This window comes from Gilliamella sp. B3367 (assembly GCF_026536825.1).
In the GTDB taxonomy this organism is placed as follows: Bacteria; Pseudomonadota; Gammaproteobacteria; order Enterobacterales; family Orbaceae; genus Gilliamella; species Gilliamella apicola_E.
On sequence record NZ_JAFNNJ010000002.1, the window covers coordinates 397,309 to 418,019 of the forward strand.

Genomic DNA, 20,711 nt, shown 5'->3' on the forward strand with positions numbered 1-20,711 from the left:
TGCCATCTCTTACTATAGAATTGGTAATCATAATTTAAGTTTTAAACAATTAGCATTTAATTTATGAAACACTTTTTAGCCAAACATGCAACCATTAAGCATCGACTTTATTCTTTATACTACACACTATTTAGCTACGGTCGAGGCTTGATTATCCTAACCATTTGCTTATGGGCAGGAAATGTCGTATCTGCAATCTTACCAATCATGATCCCTGGAAGTATTATTGGTTTATTGATTTTGTTCATTTTATTAACTTTTCAATTAATACCAACGTGTTGGATAAAAAATAGTTGTAATCTTTTCATGCGATACATGACGGTACTCTTTATTCCTGCGGCGATGGGGATAATGGATAATTATTCATTACTCTTAGATAATTGGATACCAATAATTTTTGCTAGTGTTGGTGGTTCAGTTATTGTCTTATATTTAACCGCTTTTTTAACTGAACATCTGCATAAAAAAGTCGTTAAAACCTCCGATAATAGGGAGAACCAATCATGATATGGATGCTACCATTAACCGTTTTGGTTTTTTTAATTATTAGAAGAATCTCATTTAAAATTAAAAATCCGTTATTTAACCCATTAGTCATTTCGGTTATTGTATTAATCCCTATTTTATTAATAACAAATACCGAGTATGTTGAATATGTTAAAAACGTAAAAATTATTAACGATCTACTTCCTTACTCTGTCATTGCTTTGGCTTATCCTTTATATGAACTCATTCCACAAATAAAAGCCCGTTGGAAGTCAATCATGATTATCACCTTCACTGCCTCCATAGCGTCTATGGTAACCGGTGTGTATATTGCATTATGGTTAGGTGGTAGTAAAGAAATTGCTGCATCAGTATTACCTAAATCAGTGACAACAGCCATCGCGGTCACCATCGCTGGTAATGAGGGTGGCGTTCAATCAATCGCTGCATTATGCGTAATACTTGTTGGAACACTAGGTGGTATTTTCGGTCATCAATTACTGAACGTTGCTAGAATAAAAACACCTTCAGCAAGAGGATTATCAATTGGTGCAGTATCTCATGCTGTAGGTACAGCGCGTTGTATTGAAGTCAATTATAACGAAGGGGCTTATAGCTCCCTATCTCTAGTTTTATGTGGTATTATGACCTCATTAACAGCACCATTTTTATTCCCAATAATGGTATTTATTTTTGATTGGTTTTAGTATGAAGTTAAAAAAACTTATTGCTTATTTTATTGCTTTTTTTTCATTACTACTTGCCTTAGTAATTGGACTCGACTTTTGGATAAGCTATAAGACAGCACCTTACATTTATCACGATGAAAACAAACTTCCCTACCGAACAATTGGTGTTGTATTAGGAACATCTAAATATGTAAAAAATGGCGGAATCAATGGTTTTTATCGCAGCCGAATAGATGGTGCGATTGATCTCTATTGGCAAGGTAAAGTTGATTATTTATTGCTTAGTGGAGACAATGCGCAATTAAATTATAACGAACCAATAATGATGCAGAAAGATCTCATAAAAGCAGGCATCCCTAAAGATGCCATTGTTTTAGATTTTGCTGGATTTAGAACCTTCGATTCAATTGTTCGTGCAAATAAAGTCTTTGACGCAGATGAATTTACTATTATTACTCAAGAATTCCATTGTGAACGAGCAATGTTTATTGCGTTAGCGCAAGGTATTCAAGCTCAATGTTTTGCTGTCCCTGCGCCCAAAAGTATGAAGTTAGTTCGAATTAGAGAGATGTTTGCACGAGTAAGTGCTTTTATTGATCTTTACATCCTGAACAAAGAACCTAAATTTCTTGGTCCTACCATTCCAATCATTAATAATCAAAATTAATAACATTATATAAATCTAAAAAAAAGTTGAGGAACGGGGTTTTTGAGCTAAGTATATGGTTATATATTTCACATTATTATTTAATCTTCATGTTTTTTATAATTCTAAGTACTGATAATTATACAAACAACTTGATACAACACTAAAATAACGACAATAAAAAAAGTTGAGGAGCCGGGTTTTTAGCTTAAAAATCAAGCTAAAATATCGTTGTCTAATAATTTAGATTGCATTTTTATGCAAAAAAAAGTAATATTTAGTCAATTAAAATTTAAATAGTTTATCTAATACTAATGAATATCGAATTAAACCATATTAACTGTTTTTATGGTAAACATCAGGCATTAAATGATGTCTCTTTATGTTACCCTTTAGGTGAAACAATTGTTTTACTTGGTCAGAGTGGTGCAGGTAAAAGTTCTTTACTGAAAGTGTTTAACTTACTTGAAATACCAACGTCTGGTGAAATGACAATTGCGGATTCACATTTTGATTTTTCAAAAAAAATAAGTGAATCAACTATTCGAACTTTACGCAAAAATGTTGGAATGGTTTTTCAAAATTACAACTTATGGCCACATTTAACTGTTTTAGAGAACTTAATTGAAGCCCCTTGCCAAGTTTTAAAACTATCGAAAAAAGAAGCAAGTGAAAAAGCCATGTCAATTTTGGCTCGCTTACAAATTGATGAAATGGCCCATCGTTACCCTCTTCACCTTTCAGGTGGTCAACAGCAACGAGTGGCTATTGCGAGAGCCTTAATGATGGAACCTAAAATTTTGCTATTTGATGAGCCAACAGCAGCTTTAGATCCTGCAATCACATCTCAAATTGCAGAAATCATTAATGAACTGTCACAGACAGGAATTACACAGATTATTGTTACGCATGAAGTCGATTTTGCTCGTAAAGTTGCTTCACAAGTGATTTACATGGAACAGGGTAAGATTGTTGAACAAGGTCAAATTGAGTGTTTTGCTCATCCAAAAACTGAAGAGTTCAAAGCTTATCTATCGCATTAATATTAATAAAAATCTGATTGGGTGGATATATGAAAAAAACATTACTAGCTATTATACTTGCAGGATCTGCATTTGCAGCTCAAGCAACTGAAACGTTAACCATTGGTACCGAAGCGACTTATGCACCTTTCGAATTTACTAATGATAAAAACGAAATCATCGGGTTTGATATTGACGTCATGAATAAACTTTGTGATGAAATGAAAGTAACTTGTAACATTGTAAATCAATCATTTGATGGATTAATTCCTAGTTTAAAAACTCGTCGAATCGATGCGGCTATTGCTGGTATAGATGTTACACCTGAACGTCAAAAGCAAGTTGCATTTACTAAAATCTATTATGATGATAGCTCAATCCAATTTGTTACATTAAAAGATTCCTTAACTAGTCTTGACCAGCTAAAAGGTAAGAAAGTTGGTATTCAAAAAGGTACAACTTACTTAAAATATTTAAATGAAAAATATCCTGATGTTAAAGCAGTAAGCTATGATAGCTACCAATTTGCTTTCTTAGATTTAAAAGCTAAACGTATTGATGCTATTGTTTCAAGCTCTTTTGTTGCTGGTGAATGGTTAGGTAAAGATGCTGATATCGTTGCGTTAGGCGATAAAATTACCGATCATGAATTTTTTGGTGAAGGTTTAGGTATTGCTTTACGTCAAGGCAATGATCAATTACTTGAACAATTTAATCAAGCAATCGATAAACTAAAAGCAAATGGCGAATTAGATGCTATTTATAAAAAATGGTTTAGTAAATAATTATTAATAACAAAATCAGTTCTTATTTATCTCGCCGCATATTCTGCGGCGAGTTTATTTTTTAAATTTAACTACGGTTCTTTTATGTCAGAATTTTTTGCACACGGTATAGACTTGTTACTCTCTTCTATGGATGGGTATATTTTGCCGCTTACGAAAGCTACCGCGATTACGTTATCATTAGCATTTGTATCGTTAGTCGTTGGAATGTTTTTTGCGTTCATTTTTACTATTTTAGAATCAGTACCATTCAAACCCGTTGCATGGCTAATGTCGCTATTCAATTTAACCATTCGAGCTTTACCCGAATTATTAATTGTGGTTGCGATTTATACTGGTTTACCACTGCTATTGATGGCATTAGATGATGGCTTTACCGTTCCTCTCGGCTTTACATCGTTTACCGTAAAAATGAGTATTCATAATACCCAACCGGACCCATTTTTATGCGGTGTTTTTGCTTTATCATTACTCTACGCTGTTTATGCCTCACAAACGTTACGCGGTGCATTTAAAGCGATTTCAAGCGGACAAAAACAGGCAGCTCAAGTTTTAGGATTAAGCAAATCTCGAACTTTCTTTCGTATTATCATGCCACAAATGTGGCGACACGCATTACCCGGTTTGAGTAACCAATGGTTAATCTTATTAAAAGATACTGCCCTTGTTTCAGCAATCGCGATAGATGATTTAATGATGCAAACCAAAACAATAGTTGCCCGAACCAATCAGCCTTTTTTATGGTACTTTGTTGCGATGATTATTTATTTAGTGATATCAATTTTAAGTCAAAAAATTATTTCACGTATTGAAAAACGTGCAACCCATTTTGAACCATCAGCCAACAGTCAGTAAGGTTATTTTATGTCTGATAATTTTATTTTTTATCTAAAAATCATTCTTCAAGGTCTACCTGATACATTAAGTCTAAGTATATTCGGTATATTAACGGCTGGTATTTTGGCTATTGTTTTTTCATGTCTTTTATCGTTAAATTCTAAGCTATTAACGAAAACAATTCGCGCTTATATCATTATTTTTACTGGTTCACCATTATTAGTACAGCTGTTTTTAATCTATTATGGACCATCACAATTTGGTGAATATTTAAGTAAATTTCCTGCTTTTTATGATTTTATTTCTTCACCTTGGTTTTGTGCTTATTTAGCTTTAACGCTTAATAGTGCCGCTTATACTACACAAATATTTTATGGTGCATTAAAATCTGTTCCACAAGGACAGTGGCAAGCATGTAGCGCTTTAGGTATGAACAAAAGACAAACTCTTAAAATTGTCATGCCATATGCATTAAAACGTGCTCTTTCTACTTATTCTAACGAAGTCGTTTTTGTGGTAAAAGGTACAGCCTTAGCTTCAATGATTCCTGTTATGGATTTAATGGGATATAGTAATGCATTAAATGGTGAATACTATGACTTCTCAATTTTTATGGTTGCAGGGCTCATTTACCTCTTGATAAATGGTATTTTAAGCACCATTATGAGGATAATAGAGAAAAAAGCCCTCACCTTTGAAAACTAATATGAGCCAATTTGATACAGCATCTTTTCTAAAAACAGTCCCACATAAACCAGGTATCTATCAAATGTTTAATGATAAAGATACCATTATTTATGTGGGAAAAGCGAAAGATCTCAATAATCGCTTAAAAAGCTATTTCAATAGCAGTAAAAAAACGATCAAAACCGATCGATTAGTAAGTCATATTCATCGAGTTGAATTTACCATCACCAATACAGAGACTGAAGCATTATTACTCGAACAAACTTATATCAAAAAATATCAACCAAAATACAATGTATTGCTCAAAGATGATAAAAGCTACCCGTTTATCAAATTAAGTAAAGAAAGACATCCTCAATTGTCTTTGTATCGAGGTGCAATTAATCGAAAAAAAGATGAGTTTTTTGGCCCTTATCCGAGTGGATATGCGGTAAAACAAATTCTTGCCTTATTACAAAAAACATTTCCAATAAGACAATGTTTAAATAGCACTTATCGTAATCGAACTCGTCCTTGTTTACAGTACCAAATCAAACGCTGTTTAGGGCCTTGTGTACCAGGCTTAGTTAGCGACGAAGATTATAATGAACAAGTTAATTATGTAAGGTTATTTCTCTCCGGACAATCAGACCAAATATTGCAAAAAATTACTGCGGATATGCAAAAAGCCAGTAGTGAGCTTAATTTTGAAAAAGCAGCCGCATTACGAGATCAGCTACAAGCGATCAAACACATAAATGAAAAACAAGCTATCTATAACAATAATGATAATTTAGATGTGATTGGTTTCCATTACGAACTCGGCTTAGCTTGTATCTATGTACTCTTTATTCGAAATGGTCAAACATTTGGACATCGTTCTTATTTTCCAAAAGTGCCATCTAATACTGAACTAGAAGAAGTGATCGAGACATTTTTAGGGCAATTTTATTTACAAGGAAATCAAAATAGAAATATTCCGAAGAAAATTCTTCTCAATTTTTCATTATCTGATAAGCAAGCAATGGAAGATACTTTATCTATTGTCGCTGAACATCAAGTAAAAATAGTTGATGAACCAAAAGGTGATAATCTTAAACTATTAAATATTGCAACAGTTAATGCTCAAACTGAAGTAAAAAATAAACTACTCGAAAACTCAACCATTAAACAACGATATGATGCACTAAAAGAGTTTTTGGGCATTGATAAAATCAATCGAATGGAATGTTTTGATATAAGCCATTTTATGGGTAAAAACACAATTGCATCTTGTGTCGTTTTTGATGATAAAGGTCCCGTTAAATCTGAGTTTCGTCGCTACAATATAAATGGTATCACACCTGGAGACGATTATGCGGCAATGGAGCAAGTCTTAACCCGTCGTTATAGTAAGAAAGATCTTCCTGAAGATAAGATCCCAGACATCATCTTTATAGATGGAGGAAAAGGTCAACTTAACCAAGCGTTAAGGGTTTTTGATAATTTAGACGTAAACTGGGATAAAAACCACCCTATTTTAATTGGTGTGGCCAAAGGTGCTGAACGTAAAGAAGGATTAGAAACACTATTCTTTGAAGCTCATGGAAAAGGATATTATCTGGATTATCATTCCCCTGCTTTACTGCTTATTCAACAAATTCGAAATGCATCGCACGATCATGCAATTGTTGGTCAACGTAAAAAAGGCGTTAAGCAGTTAACTGACAGCGCTTTAGAGCATATTGAAGGCGTTGGTGGAAAAAGACGGCAAGCATTACTCAAGCATTTTGGTGGGCTTAGAGAGTTGAAAAATGCCAGTATAGACGAAATTGCACAAGTTCAAGGTATTTCAAAATCATTAGCTGAAAAAATTTATCTAAATTTACAGCAATAACACATTGAAAAATTAACATTTTTCAGGCAACATAATCAATGAGAAAACCCTGTTTTTTTAATTGTCGCTAACCATTTGATTAATAAAACAATATGAGCTAATGTCACATGAAAATTAACTTACCTACATTCTTAACATTATTTCGAGTAATACTGATCCCATTTTTTGTGTTGGCATTTTATTTAATCCCTCATGAATGGTCAGGCTTTTTTTCGGCATTAATCTTCCTAATAGCTGCAGTTACAGATGTTTTTGACGGTTACCTTGCCCGCAGATTAGGTCAAACGACTAAATTTGGTGCTTTTTTAGATCCTGTTGCCGACAAAATAATGGTAACAATCGCATTGGTACTTATAACGCAATATTATCAAGCGTGGTGGATTTCTATTCCTGCAATAATAATCGTCTCTCGTGAACTTATTATCTCTGCATTACGAGAATGGATGGCTGAAATTGGCAAACGAGGAAATGTTGCAGTATCTTCAATTGGCAAAATTAAAACAATTGCTCAAATGACAGCATTAACTTGGTTACTTTGGCGTCCTTGCGATCTTGTTATATATGCGGGGCTAGCTGCACTTTTTTTAGCCACAATTTTAACGTTATTATCCATGTTCCAATATTTATGGATAGCGCAAAGTGACTTATTAGATGAAGAATAATTTATCAAAAACTCGATAACCGTTACTTTTAGTGTAATTTTGTTATCTTCTGTAAGTTCACAAAATTACACTTCTCAATCCCCAAAAACTCAATATTAAACCAACAATAAGCTAAACATTGAGCAATTAAACAATTAATCCAAAATTTATGTTGACTGAAATCTCAAGATAGGTAAAATGCACTGCATTCAAAGCGGATTACCTTACGTAATAAGTTTTGAGCCCGGGTGGTGAAATCGGTAGACACAAGGGATTTAAAATCCCTCGGCCTTTTTGGCCGTGCGAGTTCAAGTCTCGCCCCGGGCACCATTTAAAACACTTCTCTTATGCGGGAATAGCTCAGTTGGTAGAGCGCAACCTTGCCAAGGTTGAGGTCGCGAGTTCGAACCTCGTTTCCCGCTCCAATATTGAATCAACTACAAACCATTGAAGCCCAAAAAGATCAAATTTTGATTAATGCCTAACTAGTTTTAAACTTGAATGAAATTTGAGAAATATACTTGTTTAAATACAATTAATTTATTAATGTTTATTGCAACTGAAATTATCACCGCAAGCTCAATCAGATTCTTCCCATACGAAATCAAATCCACGAAATGCTCGGGTGCTCCCCCCCTATCTTTTATGAAGTTAATTCCTCATAAACAATGGCTACATAATAAAACACCAATTGTCTTAATTTCTTAAAACATTATTTCACTCAAATTTTGAAGTGTCGGTAGCACAAACACGGAGTCGATGACCATCAGGATCATTTCCTACAAATGTGTATCCGAAATCGAGCATTTGAGGTTCGAGTTCAATTTTGACGTTTAGTTCTTTCCATGTCGCATAAATCTCATCTACTTCATTTTTTGTTACATCACTAAATGACAGCTCAAATCCCCCATAATGATTAGGTGCCTTTGGTGTTATTTTATCGGCCTCTTGAAGTCCCAAAATAAAACCATCATTCAATAAAAATACAGCAAAGCCAGGATAAGTTTTAGCTGGTGGACGCCCTAGTATTTTTGTGTAAAACTCTGTGCTAGCATCGACATCTTTGACATAAACAATAACGCTATTAGGTTTAAACATTTTTCTTTCCTTTTAGTGATAAAAATTAGTTCAATCAATTTTAGTTATCTCTATTTTGATGTAGCATTGCTGACAACTGTATGTCATATTTAAAATTCAATCTAAATTATTTTGCAAACATAAAGCATGAAAATTAATCGTATAATTACTACCATCATGGTATTGCTACAAAGAGAAAAAATAACTGGTAAAGAATTAGCAGAAAAATTAAATGTATCATTGCGTACTATTTACCGAGATATACAAGTTATTGAGGGAGCCGGTATACCCATTATTACCTATCAAGGAAGTGCCGGTGGAATAAGTATTTTAAAAAATTATAAAATTAGTAAAGGTCTATTCACTAAAGAAGATGTCATTGTTTTATTAAAAGGCCTCAACTTATTATCCTCACCAGTTTTAAAAGAAAGTGAAAATTTAAGAACACTCGAGAAAATAAAGAGTTTTTTATCAGAACAAGAACTTGATGAAGTGACAAATAACTTAAATCAACTTATTGTTGATTTATCGCCTTGGTTTTCTAAACAAAATATTGATAACAAAATATCTATTATAAGACTGGCACTGAAAGAGCAAATGCTTTTATCGTTTGATTATTTAAGTGTTAGGAATAAACAAGCCTCACGTTTAATTGAGCCATATAAACTTATTTTTAAGGAAAAAGAATGGTATTTACAAGCTTTTTGTCTAACTAAAAATGACTTTCGTGTATTTAAATTGTCAAAAATGTCAAACATTAGAAAAACAAACACTAAATTTATTAAGCAAACAACGCCTGAAGCATTTTCTTTATTCCAAACGGAGATGAAAAAAAAGATTTTTAAAATAAAATTGCTAATAGATGAATCGCTTTTGGAACGTATTTTAGATTTTTGTGATGAAAAAGATATTAAGAAATTAAATGGACAACAGTATCTTGTAGATTTTAACTTTATTGATGATGACTACAGTTATGGCATTTTACTAAGCTTAGGTCATAAATGTATTTGTTTAGAGCCTGAGCATATACGTCAAAAACTCGTTGAACGAGCGGAAAAATTAGTTAAATCTTACAAAGAAACTGTCAATCCATTTATGTCAAATTAGCCTCAATAACTAAAAATTTAAACATCTAATCTCCGGCTGGTTAACCATTTTACTTTTTGCGGATCTCGATGATCAAAAAATTGACTTGTATTTATATCAAGCGCTGCTATTTGTTGCATATCTTTATCCGAAAGCTCAAAATCCCAGATATCTTGATTTTCAATTATACGCTCTTTACGCACAGATTTAGCCAAGCTGGCAATACCTCGTTGTGCTAACCAACGTAATACCACTTGCCCTATTGTTTTACCATATTTAACGGCAATTTGACCTAACACCGGATGGGTAAATAAACCATTTTTCCCTTCAGCAAACGGTGCCCAGGCTTGAGGAGTTATGCTCTCTTTTTGCATATAAGGCACGGCTTCAAGCTGTTGTTGGAATGGGTTAACTTCAATCTGATTTACGGCAGGAATAATGGAATGAAATGCAGTTAAATCAGCTAATCTATCAGGTTGAAAATTACTTACGCCAATAGCACGAGTTTTACCTGCTGAATAAAGCTCTTGCATTGCTTGCCAAGCACCATGAACATCACCATAAGGTTGATGAATTAAATATAAGTCAACATAGTCTAATTGCAAACGATTTAATGAACGTTCAAATTGAGCCTTAGCACCATTGTAATTGGCATCTTGCAACCATAACTTAGTCGTAATAAATAATTCTGCTCGATCAATCCCATGTGCACGAATAGCATTACCAACTTCAGTTTCATTTTGGTAACTTGCAGCTGTATCAATCAACCGATAACCAGAATCAATTGCATCATGTACGGCTGTTTCACACTCTTTCTTATCGGTCATTTGAAAAACACCAAACCCTAAGATAGGCATTTCGATACCATTATTTAATGTTATTGTTTTTTTCATAGCCCATACCTCAGTTATTGTAGTTAGCCTATTATTAAACAGCTTACTACAATGATAAAGTAGGTAAAACAACATGCACTAATGAAAAATTTTCATTAATTAGCTTAGGTTTTTTATTAAAATATCACGATATTCAAGCTTGATGAAAAGCCCGATAAGGTCATTAAAAAAAGTGACAAGTAATTTCAATATCGAAAATTATTTAATTTGAGATATGTATGAAGCTAATATAATTCATATATCAATCAGCACTCACACCCCTCTTTTAATCGTTTAATGCAGATTCAATCGCATGTGGCGGATCATATTAGATCTTTTTGAAATGCTTATTATGTGTTTAACTACTCAGTGATTTTTATTGATGCCTTATTTATATAAGGCATCAATACTATTTTTTTAATAGTTTAACCTGCAATACTTTTTAACTGTTTAAATTTATCAACTTAACGCTAGATAAGTATTAAAATTTATATGAAAAACTTGCTTTAAAGTTGCGTGCTAAACCATAAGTATTTTCACCTAAATATAGTCGATAATCTTTGTTAAAGATATTATCAACGGCCAGTTTAACTTCAGCTTTCGGTAAAAATGTTGGCTGCCAGGTTACAAATAAATTATGTAATGAATAACCTGATGAACGACCTAAACCATACGCCCCAAGATCAGCAAACCCATCATGATTTCTATCTTCTGACCCTGTTCGATCTTGTTTTCTGACAAATTGAGCATTCCAACCTGCTCTTAAATTCCATTGAGGAATTTTAAAACCGGTAGTTAAAGTTGCTGTACGAGGTGAAATTGTCGCAACATAAGTTTTGTTATGCATCCATGGAGCTTGTGGCGCGGTGTCTCGCTCTCCTTTTTGAATGGAATAAGTTGCACTAGCAAACCAATATTTACTATCATAAAAGGTTTCTAGTTCAAATCCTTTTACCACTAACTTACCGGGCAGATTTCGATAATTAGATTGGCCTACCGGACACAATTTACCCGGTCCACAAATAGAGCCATTAAAACCACGAGTAACAAAAATTTCGTTAGTAACACGCTGTCTAAATAATGTGCTTCGAACTTGTAATTTATCATCATTTAACATTAGATTATTGAAATCGAGGATATTTCCCAATCGGATTGATAAATCACGCTCTTTTTTCAAATTGCGACTGGTTGCAGAGATTTTACCACTACCGCCATTTTTAGGGGTGAATTGAACCTCATAAGTTTCATCAACAGTCGGCGCTTGCCATGCATAACTGATATCACCAAAAAAACCGATATTTTCTGTCGCTTGCCAATATGAACCGAGTCTTGGCGTCCAACCGGTATAGGTAACAGGCGCATAATTGTGTCCATAACGCGGATCGGGATCATTATAAGCTGATGCATAATTTTTCTTACCATGATTACGAACATAATCGTATCGAAGGCTTGGCGTTAAGACAAAATTGCTAATCGATAATTCATCTTGTAGATAAAAACTATAAGTTTGTTGTTTTCCCGAAGGCATATAAGCAGGTTGGAAATAACCATGATTATAATTTGGTTTTTTCTCGTAATTTTTGTAATACATCAAGGTATCACGATCATGCAAATGCACTTGCGCACCAATTTTTAGAAGATTATCAATTGGTCCTGTAGTAAAAATACTGTTATTTTCAAGCTCAACAGTTTTATCAGTGTAACTGACCCAACTCTCATTGCCCATGGTACCTAAAGAAGCAACCGGATTATATTTGGCCGGCCTCATATCATGTTGCTTTGTTTTTGAATATGTGGCACGTAAGGTAAAATCGACTAATGGATTATAAGTTGGTTGATAGTTCCATTTAAATTGCGCTGATTCATCTGTTTGATCACGTTTGACTAATTTTCGTAGCCAAGCTGCTCTATATCCATATTTTTTAATTTGGGCAGCAGTTGGTGGCGTCATCTTTTCAACATATTTTGCTGCCCACGGCTGCCATGAATCTCGTTTTGAGCGGATACCGGATATCGTGAACGTATGCTCTTCATTGGGTCTAAAATTTAATTTCCCCATATACGTGTCCATATCATCTTCTGAGAATTCAAATCGAGAACCATCCGGTCTTTTAAAATTGCCACTATCGCGGTTAGTGTAGTAAAACAGCCCATCAAACATATCATCTTTTGTTCTACCATAAACAGCACTTGTTACCATATTTTGATGATTATTTGAATGGAAACTATATTTAACCAAAGCGCCAACATATTTATCAGGATCGAGTAAATCAATCGCATCTTTAGTTTCCATTGTTACTACCCCACCAAAGCCACCATTACCAAATTTGACATCATGCGGGCCTTTATTCACTTCAACCCGTTTAAGTAATTCCGGCTCAACAAAAACCGAACCTTGTTGGTATTTTTGGAAACCTTTTTGCGCACCATCAACAATGATTTTTACATCTTCTACTTTACCAAATCCCCAAATATTTAATGTCTGTCCACCCGGTCTAACCGAACCGGCGGCGCTCACGCCCGGTAATGTGTTGAGTAATTCGGCTACATTATCCGCTTGCTTTTGTTCTATCAAACCAGATGTAAGTGTTGATCGTCCGGCAATAACGCTATTAATTTTTTTCAATTGATCTTGTGATCTTGCTATAACGGTAATCACATCATCAATATCTTCACTACTTACGTTATTTTTATTTCTTTTTATTTGTGATTCTTGTTCATCTTCTGATGAAGTATTTTGGCCACTTGAAGGTTCCGCTTGAAGAGAAAAACTCATACAGAGCAATAATATACTTATTTTTTTATATCCCATACCTAGTTCCTTTTAAAAAGCACAGTTATTAAATAAACACGACTAAATTAATATTACCCACATAAATAGCAATGATAATCATTATCATGTAGGGTTAGGGAGTATAGTTTTTTTAGGTATAAATAAATAGCAAAATTTAAATTTAATTTATCTCTCGATAAATTGAAAAGTAAGCACCTAAGTCGTTTAGCTAGCAACTTTACTTGTAAAACAACAGATTATCTTTTTTTAGTAATCTATTTTTAATTTTTTACACTCGTTTTTATTGAATTAAGTATTTTATACTGTATATTTATACATATATCTTTTTTTTATGCGAATAGATCTCCACTATTCGTTTTTTATTGTTTTTTAGGAGTGTTTTCTTGAATAAATATTGTGTTGTTCTTGGGCAAGCTAATAGCTCTCTCGCGACTTATTTGCCTTTAGTTAATACGCCAGTAAGAGCCGGATTTCCCTCACCTGCTGATGATTATTTAGAAACAAAACTAGATTTAACTAGCCATTTAGTTAAGCACCCTAGTGCGACTTATTATATTAAAGCGATTGGTGACTCAATGATTGATTATGGTATTTACAGTGGTGATCTGCTTGTTGTTGACCGATCTTTAGAACCGAAAATAGATGATATTGTTGTCGCCGCTGTTGACGGTGAACTAACTTGTAAGTGTTTAAGTTTTATTAATGGCGAACATCATTTAGTATCAGGCAATAGACTTTATCCACCTATTTCACTAACAGGGAAAGAAGTCCATATTTGGGGAGTCGTAATACATACGATTCACTCCCTACGAAAGCGAGGACATTCATGATTGGGCTAATTGATTGTAATAATTTTTATGCATCATGTGAACGAGTCTTTAATCCCAAATTAGAAGGAAAACCCATTGGTATCTTATCTAATAATGATGGTTGCGTAATCGCCCGTTCTAATGAATTAAAACCCTTAGTACCAATGGGAATGCCTGCCTACAAAATTGAACCCAAAATTAGAAAAAAAATTAAATTATTGAGTTCTAATTATGAACTTTATGGCGATATGAGTCAGCGGGTATTTGATACCGTTCGTCATTATACTGCAGATATTGAACCTTACTCTATCGATGAAGCATTCATCCATTTAAATGGATTTAACAATGTGTTAACTCATTGTCAAAATTTAAAAACAATAGTAAAGCGTGATACAGGTATCCCGGTGAGTATTGGTATTGCACCAACTCGAACGTTAGCAAAATTAGCTAATCATATCGCCAAAAAACAGCCAATTCATCAAGGTGTTTATTGTTTACCGACTAATCAAGAGGCGATAAAAACGATATTAAAGCAATTCTCAATTGAAGATATATGGGGCGTTGGTTGGCGAATTGCTCAACGGTTAAAAGTATTAGATATTCATACCGCTTGGGACTTACATCAAGCTAATTTGAAACAAATTAGACAGTTATTTTCTGTTGTCCTTGAACGTACAGTACTTGAACTACGTGGTATTAACTGCATTGAATTAGATGATTTATCTACACCTAAAAAAAATATTATGACATCGCGTAGCTTTGGTCATTTAACGAGTGATCTATTTGATATACAAGAAGCAATTCGAGTACATACAAGCCGTGGTGCAGAAAAACTAAGAAAGCAAAAATCAGTTGCTAGTGCAGTACTGGTCTTTTTAAAGACTAATCGATTTCGGCCAGAATTACCTCAATATAATCCATCAATTGTCGTTCCATTATTGTCAACAACTGATGATTCGAGATTAATCATTCATGCCGCTCAAAAAGGATTACAATCCATTTATAAAAAAGGCTTTTTATTTATGAAATCAGGTGTGATGCTACTTGATCTAAAAGCTAAAGATGATTATTGCCAATCCGATTTATTTATTCCTGACATATCAGAAACACAAAAAAGTGAACAGCTAATGAAAACAATGGATTACATTAATCAAAAGATGGGAAAAAATACTATTCACTTAGGCGGTATAAGACAAACCGCAGCTTGGCAAATCAAGCGAGATTTGCTTAGCCAACGGTATACAACTCGTTGGGAAGAGTTACCTTTTGCTAAATAGATAATTAATAATAATTTAAACAATGGATATATTTGATCATTTCAAACAAGTATATCCATATTTTTAAGTGCTGAACAAAACCGATTGAATCTTATGTTCAGCACGTTTATTCTAAGACCCCATATTAACAATTGAACTACGAAAACGTTTAAGCGCAATAAGAAAGAACACACTACCAATAGCTAATAACCAAGCATAAGATGTCCAAACAACACTTAAACCCGCTCCACGATATAAAATTGCTTGCCCTAATTCAACAAAATGCGTTGTTGGTGCAAACAACATGATATTTTGGACCACTTCAGGCATACTTTCACGTGGTGTACTACCACCAGAAAGCATCTGTAAAGGTAGAAGAATTAAAATAAATAGCATAGCAAATTGTGCTGTTGATTTAGCGACAGTAGCCATAAAAATACCAAGTGACGTTGTCACGAATAAATGTAGAGCAGCCCCAATTAAAAACAAGGTAATCGAACCTTCAATCGGAACATTTAACCAACCATGAACAACAACTAAGAGTGCCCCCCATGTTGAAACAAGCACGACAAGCCCCATCGACCAAACTTTTGATATCATGATTTGAAGTGGTGTAACTGGCATTGAAAGCAAGTGATCGATAGTACCATGTTCACGCTCCTTCATTAAAGCTGCGCCAGTTAAAATAATCGACAACGTGGTCACAATATTGATGATTTCCATAACGGAACCAAACCAAGAACGGGTCAAGTTTGGATTAAATGCAGCATGAACTTCAATATTCACCGGCAAACTGGTGGGTTTATCGATTTGATTGAAATATTTTGTTATTTCGTTGGTCACAATTTGGGTAATATAACCATTCCCAACAAAAGCCTGCCCCATTCGTGTTGCATCAATATTAAGTTGAATTTCTGGACTTTGATTATTTAACACATCGCGTTGAAAGTTAGGTGGAATATTCAATGCAAAAGTATAACTATCGGTATCCATACCTCGATCAACTTCATCCATAGAGTTTAGTTTTACCGGTTGGTTAAACATGGGTGGATAAAACGCCGCAATAATTTGTCTGGATAATGGCGAATCATCTTCATCAACTACCGCAATCGACGCATGATGAAGCGAGTCTGAAGTTGCTGTTGCTGCAGTATAGATATCAAGCGTAAAACAGTAGGCAATTAACAGCAACATAATTGGATCACGAATCAATCCCCATAATTCTTTAATGCCTAAGCGATAAATATTAATAAAACTTTGCATAATATCTATCCTTCTTGTTTCTTGAGGAGGAATATACTTGCACCAAGTATAATCGGTATGGTGATCAGCAAGGCAAATATTGAGTTATGTAAATCAAAAAATCCTAATGCCTTATTAAAGACTCCTCGAGCAATAATAAGCATATGGGTTGTTGGATAAACCTCACCAATATATCGTCCACTACCTTCTAAAGATGCAACCGGATTAAGCAAACCAGAAAATTGTATCGCTGGTAACATGGTACCAACACAGGTTAAAAAGATAACCGCAATTTGACTGCGTGTAACTGTCGAAGCAAGTAATCCAAAACCTGTTGCAATAATACAATAAGCTAATCCAGCCAAACACAAAGTTAACAAGCTGCCTTTAATTGGTACGCCAAATATTGTAACCGCCATAAGCAGCAATAATAAAAAGCTAAGCATCGAAATCACAATATATGGAACCTGCTTACCTAATAAAAATTCAGTTTTGGTAACAGGCGTAACATATAAGTTAATTATCGACCCCATCTCTTTTTCACGCACTACGGATAGTGCAGCTAACATCGATGGAATCATTAATAATAAAATAGGAATAACCGCCGGTACCATAGCTTGTAAACTTTTGATATCGGGATTATAACGATATCGAGTTTCGATATTTGCCAATGAACTTGATGTTGTTCCGGTAGTCATTTTAATTTTGTCACTTAACCAAGCAAGATGCATTCCTTGTACATATCCTTTAATCGTATCGGCACGCAAAGGCATTGCACCATCAATCCATATTCCAATACTAACCGGATCACCACGTTGAATATCTCGACCAAAATTAGGTGGAATCTCAATAGCTAATGCTATCTCATTACTTCTCATCCTATGATCCATATCATCATAATCAAGGATTGGCGGTTTCTCGATAAAATAGCGCTTAGATCCAGATAGATTGGTAATATAATTTTGACTGGTAATAGTTTGATCACGATCTAACACCGCAAAATTTAAATCTTCTACATCCATGGTGATACCATAGCCCATTACCAGCATTAAGATAGCTGAACCTAAAAGTGCTAACAAAGCTCGCAATGGATCGCGCGATAGCTCTAAAGTTTCACGCCACATACACCCAATCATCCGAGTTAAGCTAAATCCCTGTAGGTGAGCATCTTGCGTTGTATTAGCTTGTTTATTGGTTAAAGTTTTAGGCTCTTCACTTGCTTTTTCATCACTATTGGTATCATCTGCACCAGCATCAACTAAATAACGAATAAAAGCTTCTTCCAGCGTTTTAGCATTTTTGGAATGGATGATATTATCAGGAGTATCACTGGCTAATACTTTACCAGCGTGCATGAGTGAAATCCTATCACAGCGTGCCGCCTCATTCATAAAATGGGTAGTAATAAATACCGTAACTTTATCTTTTCTGGAAAGTTCGATAATTAAACGCCAAAAGTCATCCCGAGCAATGGGATCAACTCCGGAAGTCGGTTCATCTAGGATAAGAATCTCAGGATTATGAACCACCGCAACAGATAAAGATAGTCTTTGCTTAACCCCTAACGGTAGACTATCTGGTAAACTTTTTAATTCATTTTCCAAGCCAAAACGCTTAACTAACTCCTCAACTCTTGCTGGAATTTTGCTTTCTTCAATACCAAATAGACGGGCATGTAAAACTAAGTTTTGTTCAACCGTTAATTCACTGTAAAGCGAAAAAGCCTGAGACATATAACCTAAATGACGTCTAACATTAATATCACTTGCATCAACCGGTTTACCAAATAACCAAGCTTCACCTGAGGATATTGGTAATAACCCTGTTAACATCTTCATCGTTGTGGATTTACCGCAACCATTAGATCCTAAAAAACCAAATATTTCGCCTTGTTTAATTGAAAAGTTAACATGGTCAACCGCAACAAAATCACCAAATTGCTTGGTTAAACCTTTTGCCTCAATCGCCACTTGTAAATCTTTATTTAAATCTAATGGGGGAATTTCAACCGATTCATAACCTTCTCTAGCATCTTCTGGCATTAATTGGATAAAGGCATCATCTAAATTATCTTTACCTGTTTTGGCTAATAATGCTTGAGGCGTGCCTGTTTCAAGAATCTTACCGCCATACATTGCAACCAGCCAATCAAAGTTTTGCGCTTCATCCATATAAGCTGTTGCAACAATCACGCTCATTTGTGGTCGTTGTTCACGAATTTTATTGATTAATTGCCAGAATTGCGCGCGAGAAAGAGGATCCACCCCCGTTGTTGGTTCATCAAGAATAAGTAAATCAGGATCATGAATCAAGGCAGAACATAAGCTGACTTTTTGTTTCATCCCTCCAGAAAGGCGACCAGCGGGTCTAGATAAAAAAGGATACAACCCAGTGCTTTTAGTTAACTCATCAATACGACGTCGCCTTTCAGCAGCATCGTTACCAAATAAACGAGCAAAAAATTGCAAATTTTCTTCAACTGAAAGTGTAGGATAAAGGTTTTTCCCTAACCCTTGTGGCATATAAGCAATACGGGTACAGACGTTTTTACGATGGGATTTATCTTTCATGTCACCATCTAAAACGTAAACTAATCCCTCTTGAATGACATGTGCGCCCGCTATTAATGATAATAAGCTAGATTTACCAACACCATCAGGACCAATCAGTCCCACCATACATCTAGGCGGGATGGCAATACTAACATCATTAAGCGCACACGTTTTTTGATAATGTAACGATACATTACTTACATTTACAACAGCATCATCAATGGCCTTACCTTCAGCAAGTAACGTCAAATCCTTTTTATTTGACTCTGACATATGCTATCTCCAATTATTTAGTTTGGCATTTTGCAACATCAGATAAACCTGAAGGCCACTCCGTATTAGGATCTAGTCTTACCCAAGCCACACCAGGAAGGCCGGTTTTAACATGAGTTATATAGCATTTTAACAATTCTGGGCTTAATTGTGCTTTCACTCTAAACATGAGTTTTTGACGTTCATCTTTAGTTTCAACAGTTTTAGGCGTAAATTGCGCAACACTTGAGACAAATGAAATTTTGGCTGAAATTGCTTTATTGGGTAAAGCATCAAGAACCAATCTTACTTCGTCACCAATTCCGACTTTACCTGCAATTGTTTCTGGTAAAAAGAAAGTTAAATAAACATCTGAAAGATTAACCAGATTTAACACTTTACCGCCTGAAGGTAAAACTTCACCGGGTTGAGCAATGCGATATTGAATACGTCCATCAACTGGTGCAGTTAATGTACTGTCATCAATATCCGCTTGGATTTGATTAATATTTGCTTGCGCTACGTTTATAGCTGATTTAGCACTTTCTACACCGGCTTGCGCAGCTTCAATGGCTGCATCGGCAGCGGTAACTTGTGATTTAGCAGAGTCTAATGCTGCTTTTGCACTATTTACTTTAGCGGTATCATCATCAAATTGTTGAACTGAAATTGCCCCTTTTTGATAAAGGGCTTTTGTTCGTTCTAAATGCTTATTGGCAATATCTAAATCACTTTCTCTTTGAGTAACGCCAGCTAAAGCCGCCACTTTATCACTCATTTTTAAGGCAACTTGAGCTCTAGATGTCGCTTCATTACTCAAGGCTTGTCGATATTGCGCTTGAGCTTCATTTAACTGAGCTTGTAATGTATCTGTTTGCATAACAACTAAAGGTTGGCCTGCTTTAACAAAATCACCCTCATCAACATTAATTTTTTCAATTCTACCGGCTAACTTGGCTGAGATATTGATTTCAGTTGCTTCGATACGTCCATTACCGCTAGTAAAATCTGAACCATATCCATCAGGCTTAAATTGTTGCCATAAGATAAATCCAATAGCAACAACTACAACTGCGATAATAATCCATTTTTTATTTATTTGTTTCATGAATAACACCTATTC

Annotated in this window: 18 protein-coding genes and 2 tRNA genes; 14 read left to right on the forward strand and 6 right to left on the reverse strand. The window is 34.7% G+C overall.

Going from position 1 to position 20,711, the window contains the following annotated elements:
• Positions 1-63 precede the first annotated feature (63 nt).
• The 11 genes from J3U23_RS04835 (at position 64) to J3U23_RS04885 (ending at position 8,073) form a co-directional block, all read left to right on the forward strand.
• The gene (locus J3U23_RS04835; protein ID WP_081303336.1) at positions 64-507 is read left to right on the forward strand and encodes a CidA/LrgA family protein; all 444 of its coding nucleotides are present in this window, start codon (positions 64-66) and stop codon (positions 505-507) included.
• On the forward strand, positions 504-1,193 hold the full coding sequence (locus J3U23_RS04840) for a CidB/LrgB family autolysis modulator (RefSeq protein WP_267338654.1): 690 nt from the start codon (positions 504-506) through the stop codon (positions 1,191-1,193). Before J3U23_RS04835 ends, J3U23_RS04840 begins: the two co-directional genes overlap by 4 nt.
• A gap of 1 nt (position 1,194) precedes the next feature.
• Positions 1,195-1,842: an ElyC/SanA/YdcF family protein gene (locus J3U23_RS04845; RefSeq protein WP_065734101.1), complete on the forward strand. Its 648-nt coding sequence runs from the start codon at positions 1,195-1,197 to the stop codon at positions 1,840-1,842.
• 293 nt (positions 1,843-2,135) lie between these two features.
• A complete protein-coding gene (gene artP, locus J3U23_RS04850) occupies positions 2,136-2,864 on the forward strand; it encodes an arginine ABC transporter ATP-binding protein ArtP (protein ID WP_065562112.1) in 729 nt (242 codons plus the stop codon).
• A gap of 29 nt (positions 2,865-2,893) precedes the next feature.
• Entirely contained in the window at positions 2,894-3,628 is a 735-nt protein-coding gene (locus tag J3U23_RS04855) for a transporter substrate-binding domain-containing protein (RefSeq protein WP_065562113.1), read from the forward strand.
• An 84-nt stretch (positions 3,629-3,712) separates the two neighbouring features.
• On the forward strand, positions 3,713-4,483 hold the full coding sequence (gene artQ, locus J3U23_RS04860) for an arginine ABC transporter permease ArtQ (protein WP_218059990.1): 771 nt from the start codon (positions 3,713-3,715) through the stop codon (positions 4,481-4,483).
• A 9-nt stretch (positions 4,484-4,492) separates the two neighbouring features.
• Positions 4,493-5,170 carry an arginine ABC transporter permease ArtM gene (gene artM, locus J3U23_RS04865; RefSeq protein ID WP_065562114.1) on the forward strand — a complete coding sequence of 226 codons (678 nt, stop codon included), beginning with the start codon at positions 4,493-4,495 and terminating at the stop codon, positions 5,168-5,170.
• 1 nt (position 5,171) lies between these two features.
• Positions 5,172-7,007 carry an excinuclease ABC subunit UvrC gene (gene uvrC, locus J3U23_RS04870; protein WP_065734100.1) on the forward strand — a complete coding sequence of 612 codons (1,836 nt, stop codon included), beginning with the start codon at positions 5,172-5,174 and terminating at the stop codon, positions 7,005-7,007.
• Positions 7,008-7,114: 107 nt separating this feature from the next.
• Positions 7,115-7,669, forward strand: coding sequence for a CDP-diacylglycerol--glycerol-3-phosphate 3-phosphatidyltransferase (gene pgsA / locus J3U23_RS04875; protein WP_065562116.1), 555 nt, complete (start codon positions 7,115-7,117; stop codon positions 7,667-7,669).
• A gap of 221 nt (positions 7,670-7,890) precedes the next feature.
• Positions 7,891-7,978, forward strand: a tRNA-Leu gene (locus J3U23_RS04880).
• 19 nt (positions 7,979-7,997) lie between these two features.
• A tRNA-Gly gene (locus tag J3U23_RS04885) sits at positions 7,998-8,073 on the forward strand.
• Positions 8,074-8,365: 292 nt separating this feature from the next.
• Here J3U23_RS04885 and J3U23_RS04890 read toward each other — a convergent pair.
• Entirely contained in the window at positions 8,366-8,746 is a 381-nt protein-coding gene (locus J3U23_RS04890; RefSeq protein WP_065734095.1) for a VOC family protein, read from the reverse strand.
• Positions 8,747-8,872: 126 nt separating this feature from the next.
• Between J3U23_RS04890 and J3U23_RS04895 the strand changes: the two genes are divergently transcribed.
• Positions 8,873-9,832 (forward strand): helix-turn-helix transcriptional regulator, encoded by a 960-nt coding sequence (locus J3U23_RS04895; RefSeq protein WP_267331911.1) that lies wholly within the window; start codon positions 8,873-8,875, stop codon positions 9,830-9,832.
• Between the two features lie 17 nt (positions 9,833-9,849).
• Here the strand turns inward: J3U23_RS04895 and J3U23_RS04900 are convergent, their stop codons facing one another.
• Both J3U23_RS04900 and J3U23_RS04905 read right to left on the reverse strand, forming a co-directional pair.
• Positions 9,850-10,704 carry an aldo/keto reductase gene (locus J3U23_RS04900; protein ID WP_267338655.1) on the reverse strand — a complete coding sequence of 285 codons (855 nt, stop codon included), beginning with the start codon at positions 10,702-10,704 and terminating at the stop codon, positions 9,850-9,852.
• Between the two features lie 460 nt (positions 10,705-11,164).
• Entirely contained in the window at positions 11,165-13,495 is a 2,331-nt protein-coding gene (locus J3U23_RS04905) for a TonB-dependent hemoglobin/transferrin/lactoferrin family receptor (protein WP_267338656.1), read from the reverse strand.
• 365 nt (positions 13,496-13,860) lie between these two features.
• On the opposite strand from J3U23_RS04905, the gene J3U23_RS04910 reads away from it, so the two are divergent.
• Positions 13,861-14,307 (forward strand): LexA family protein, encoded by a 447-nt coding sequence (locus tag J3U23_RS04910; protein ID WP_065562071.1) that lies wholly within the window; start codon positions 13,861-13,863, stop codon positions 14,305-14,307.
• Entirely contained in the window at positions 14,304-15,563 is a 1,260-nt protein-coding gene (locus tag J3U23_RS04915; RefSeq protein ID WP_267338657.1) for a Y-family DNA polymerase, read from the forward strand. The genes J3U23_RS04910 and J3U23_RS04915 overlap by 4 nt, the downstream gene beginning before the upstream one ends.
• Positions 15,564-15,674: 111 nt before the next feature.
• On the opposite strand, the gene J3U23_RS04920 is transcribed toward J3U23_RS04915, so the two are convergent.
• Genes J3U23_RS04920 through J3U23_RS04930 form a run of 3 tightly spaced genes read right to left on the reverse strand, consistent with a single transcriptional unit; the run spans position 15,675 to position 20,696 of the window.
• Positions 15,675-16,805 carry an ABC transporter permease gene (locus tag J3U23_RS04920; protein ID WP_065734089.1) on the reverse strand — a complete coding sequence of 377 codons (1,131 nt, stop codon included), beginning with the start codon at positions 16,803-16,805 and terminating at the stop codon, positions 15,675-15,677.
• Between the two features lie 5 nt (positions 16,806-16,810).
• Positions 16,811-19,609, reverse strand: a complete 2,799-nt coding sequence (gene rbbA, locus J3U23_RS04925; protein WP_267338659.1) for a ribosome-associated ATPase/putative transporter RbbA — start codon at positions 19,607-19,609, stop codon at positions 16,811-16,813.
• Between the two features lie 13 nt (positions 19,610-19,622).
• Positions 19,623-20,696, reverse strand: a complete 1,074-nt coding sequence (locus J3U23_RS04930; protein WP_267331058.1) for an HlyD family secretion protein — start codon at positions 20,694-20,696, stop codon at positions 19,623-19,625.
• Positions 20,697-20,711: the final 15 nt, after the last annotated feature.

Coding starts and splice junctions, on each gene's coding strand:
- artQ (WP_218059990.1), top strand. CDS start 3,713: ATGTCAGAATTTTTTGCACACGGTATAGACTTGTTACTCTCTTCTATG.
- artM (WP_065562114.1), top strand. CDS start 4,493: ATGTCTGATAATTTTATTTTTTATCTAAAAATCATTCTTCAAGGTCTA.
- J3U23_RS04845 (WP_065734101.1), top strand. CDS start 1,195: ATGAAGTTAAAAAAACTTATTGCTTATTTTATTGCTTTTTTTTCATTA.
- J3U23_RS04840 (WP_267338654.1), top strand. CDS start 504: ATGATATGGATGCTACCATTAACCGTTTTGGTTTTTTTAATTATTAGA.
- artP (WP_065562112.1), top strand. CDS start 2,136: ATGAATATCGAATTAAACCATATTAACTGTTTTTATGGTAAACATCAG.
- rbbA (WP_267338659.1), bottom strand. CDS start 19,609: ATGTCAGAGTCAAATAAAAAGGATTTGACGTTACTTGCTGAAGGTAAG.
- J3U23_RS04855 (WP_065562113.1), top strand. CDS start 2,894: ATGAAAAAAACATTACTAGCTATTATACTTGCAGGATCTGCATTTGCA.
- J3U23_RS04900 (WP_267338655.1), bottom strand. CDS start 10,704: ATGAAAAAAACAATAACATTAAATAATGGTATCGAAATGCCTATCTTA.
- J3U23_RS04905 (WP_267338656.1), bottom strand. CDS start 13,495: ATGGGATATAAAAAAATAAGTATATTATTGCTCTGTATGAGTTTTTCT.
- J3U23_RS04915 (WP_267338657.1), top strand. CDS start 14,304: ATGATTGGGCTAATTGATTGTAATAATTTTTATGCATCATGTGAACGA.
- J3U23_RS04835 (WP_081303336.1), top strand. CDS start 64: ATGAAACACTTTTTAGCCAAACATGCAACCATTAAGCATCGACTTTAT.
- J3U23_RS04895 (WP_267331911.1), top strand. CDS start 8,873: ATGAAAATTAATCGTATAATTACTACCATCATGGTATTGCTACAAAGA.
- uvrC (WP_065734100.1), top strand. CDS start 5,172: ATGAGCCAATTTGATACAGCATCTTTTCTAAAAACAGTCCCACATAAA.
- J3U23_RS04890 (WP_065734095.1), bottom strand. CDS start 8,746: ATGTTTAAACCTAATAGCGTTATTGTTTATGTCAAAGATGTCGATGCT.
- J3U23_RS04920 (WP_065734089.1), bottom strand. CDS start 16,805: ATGCAAAGTTTTATTAATATTTATCGCTTAGGCATTAAAGAATTATGG.
- J3U23_RS04930 (WP_267331058.1), bottom strand. CDS start 20,696: ATGAAACAAATAAATAAAAAATGGATTATTATCGCAGTTGTAGTTGTT.
- pgsA (WP_065562116.1), top strand. CDS start 7,115: ATGAAAATTAACTTACCTACATTCTTAACATTATTTCGAGTAATACTG.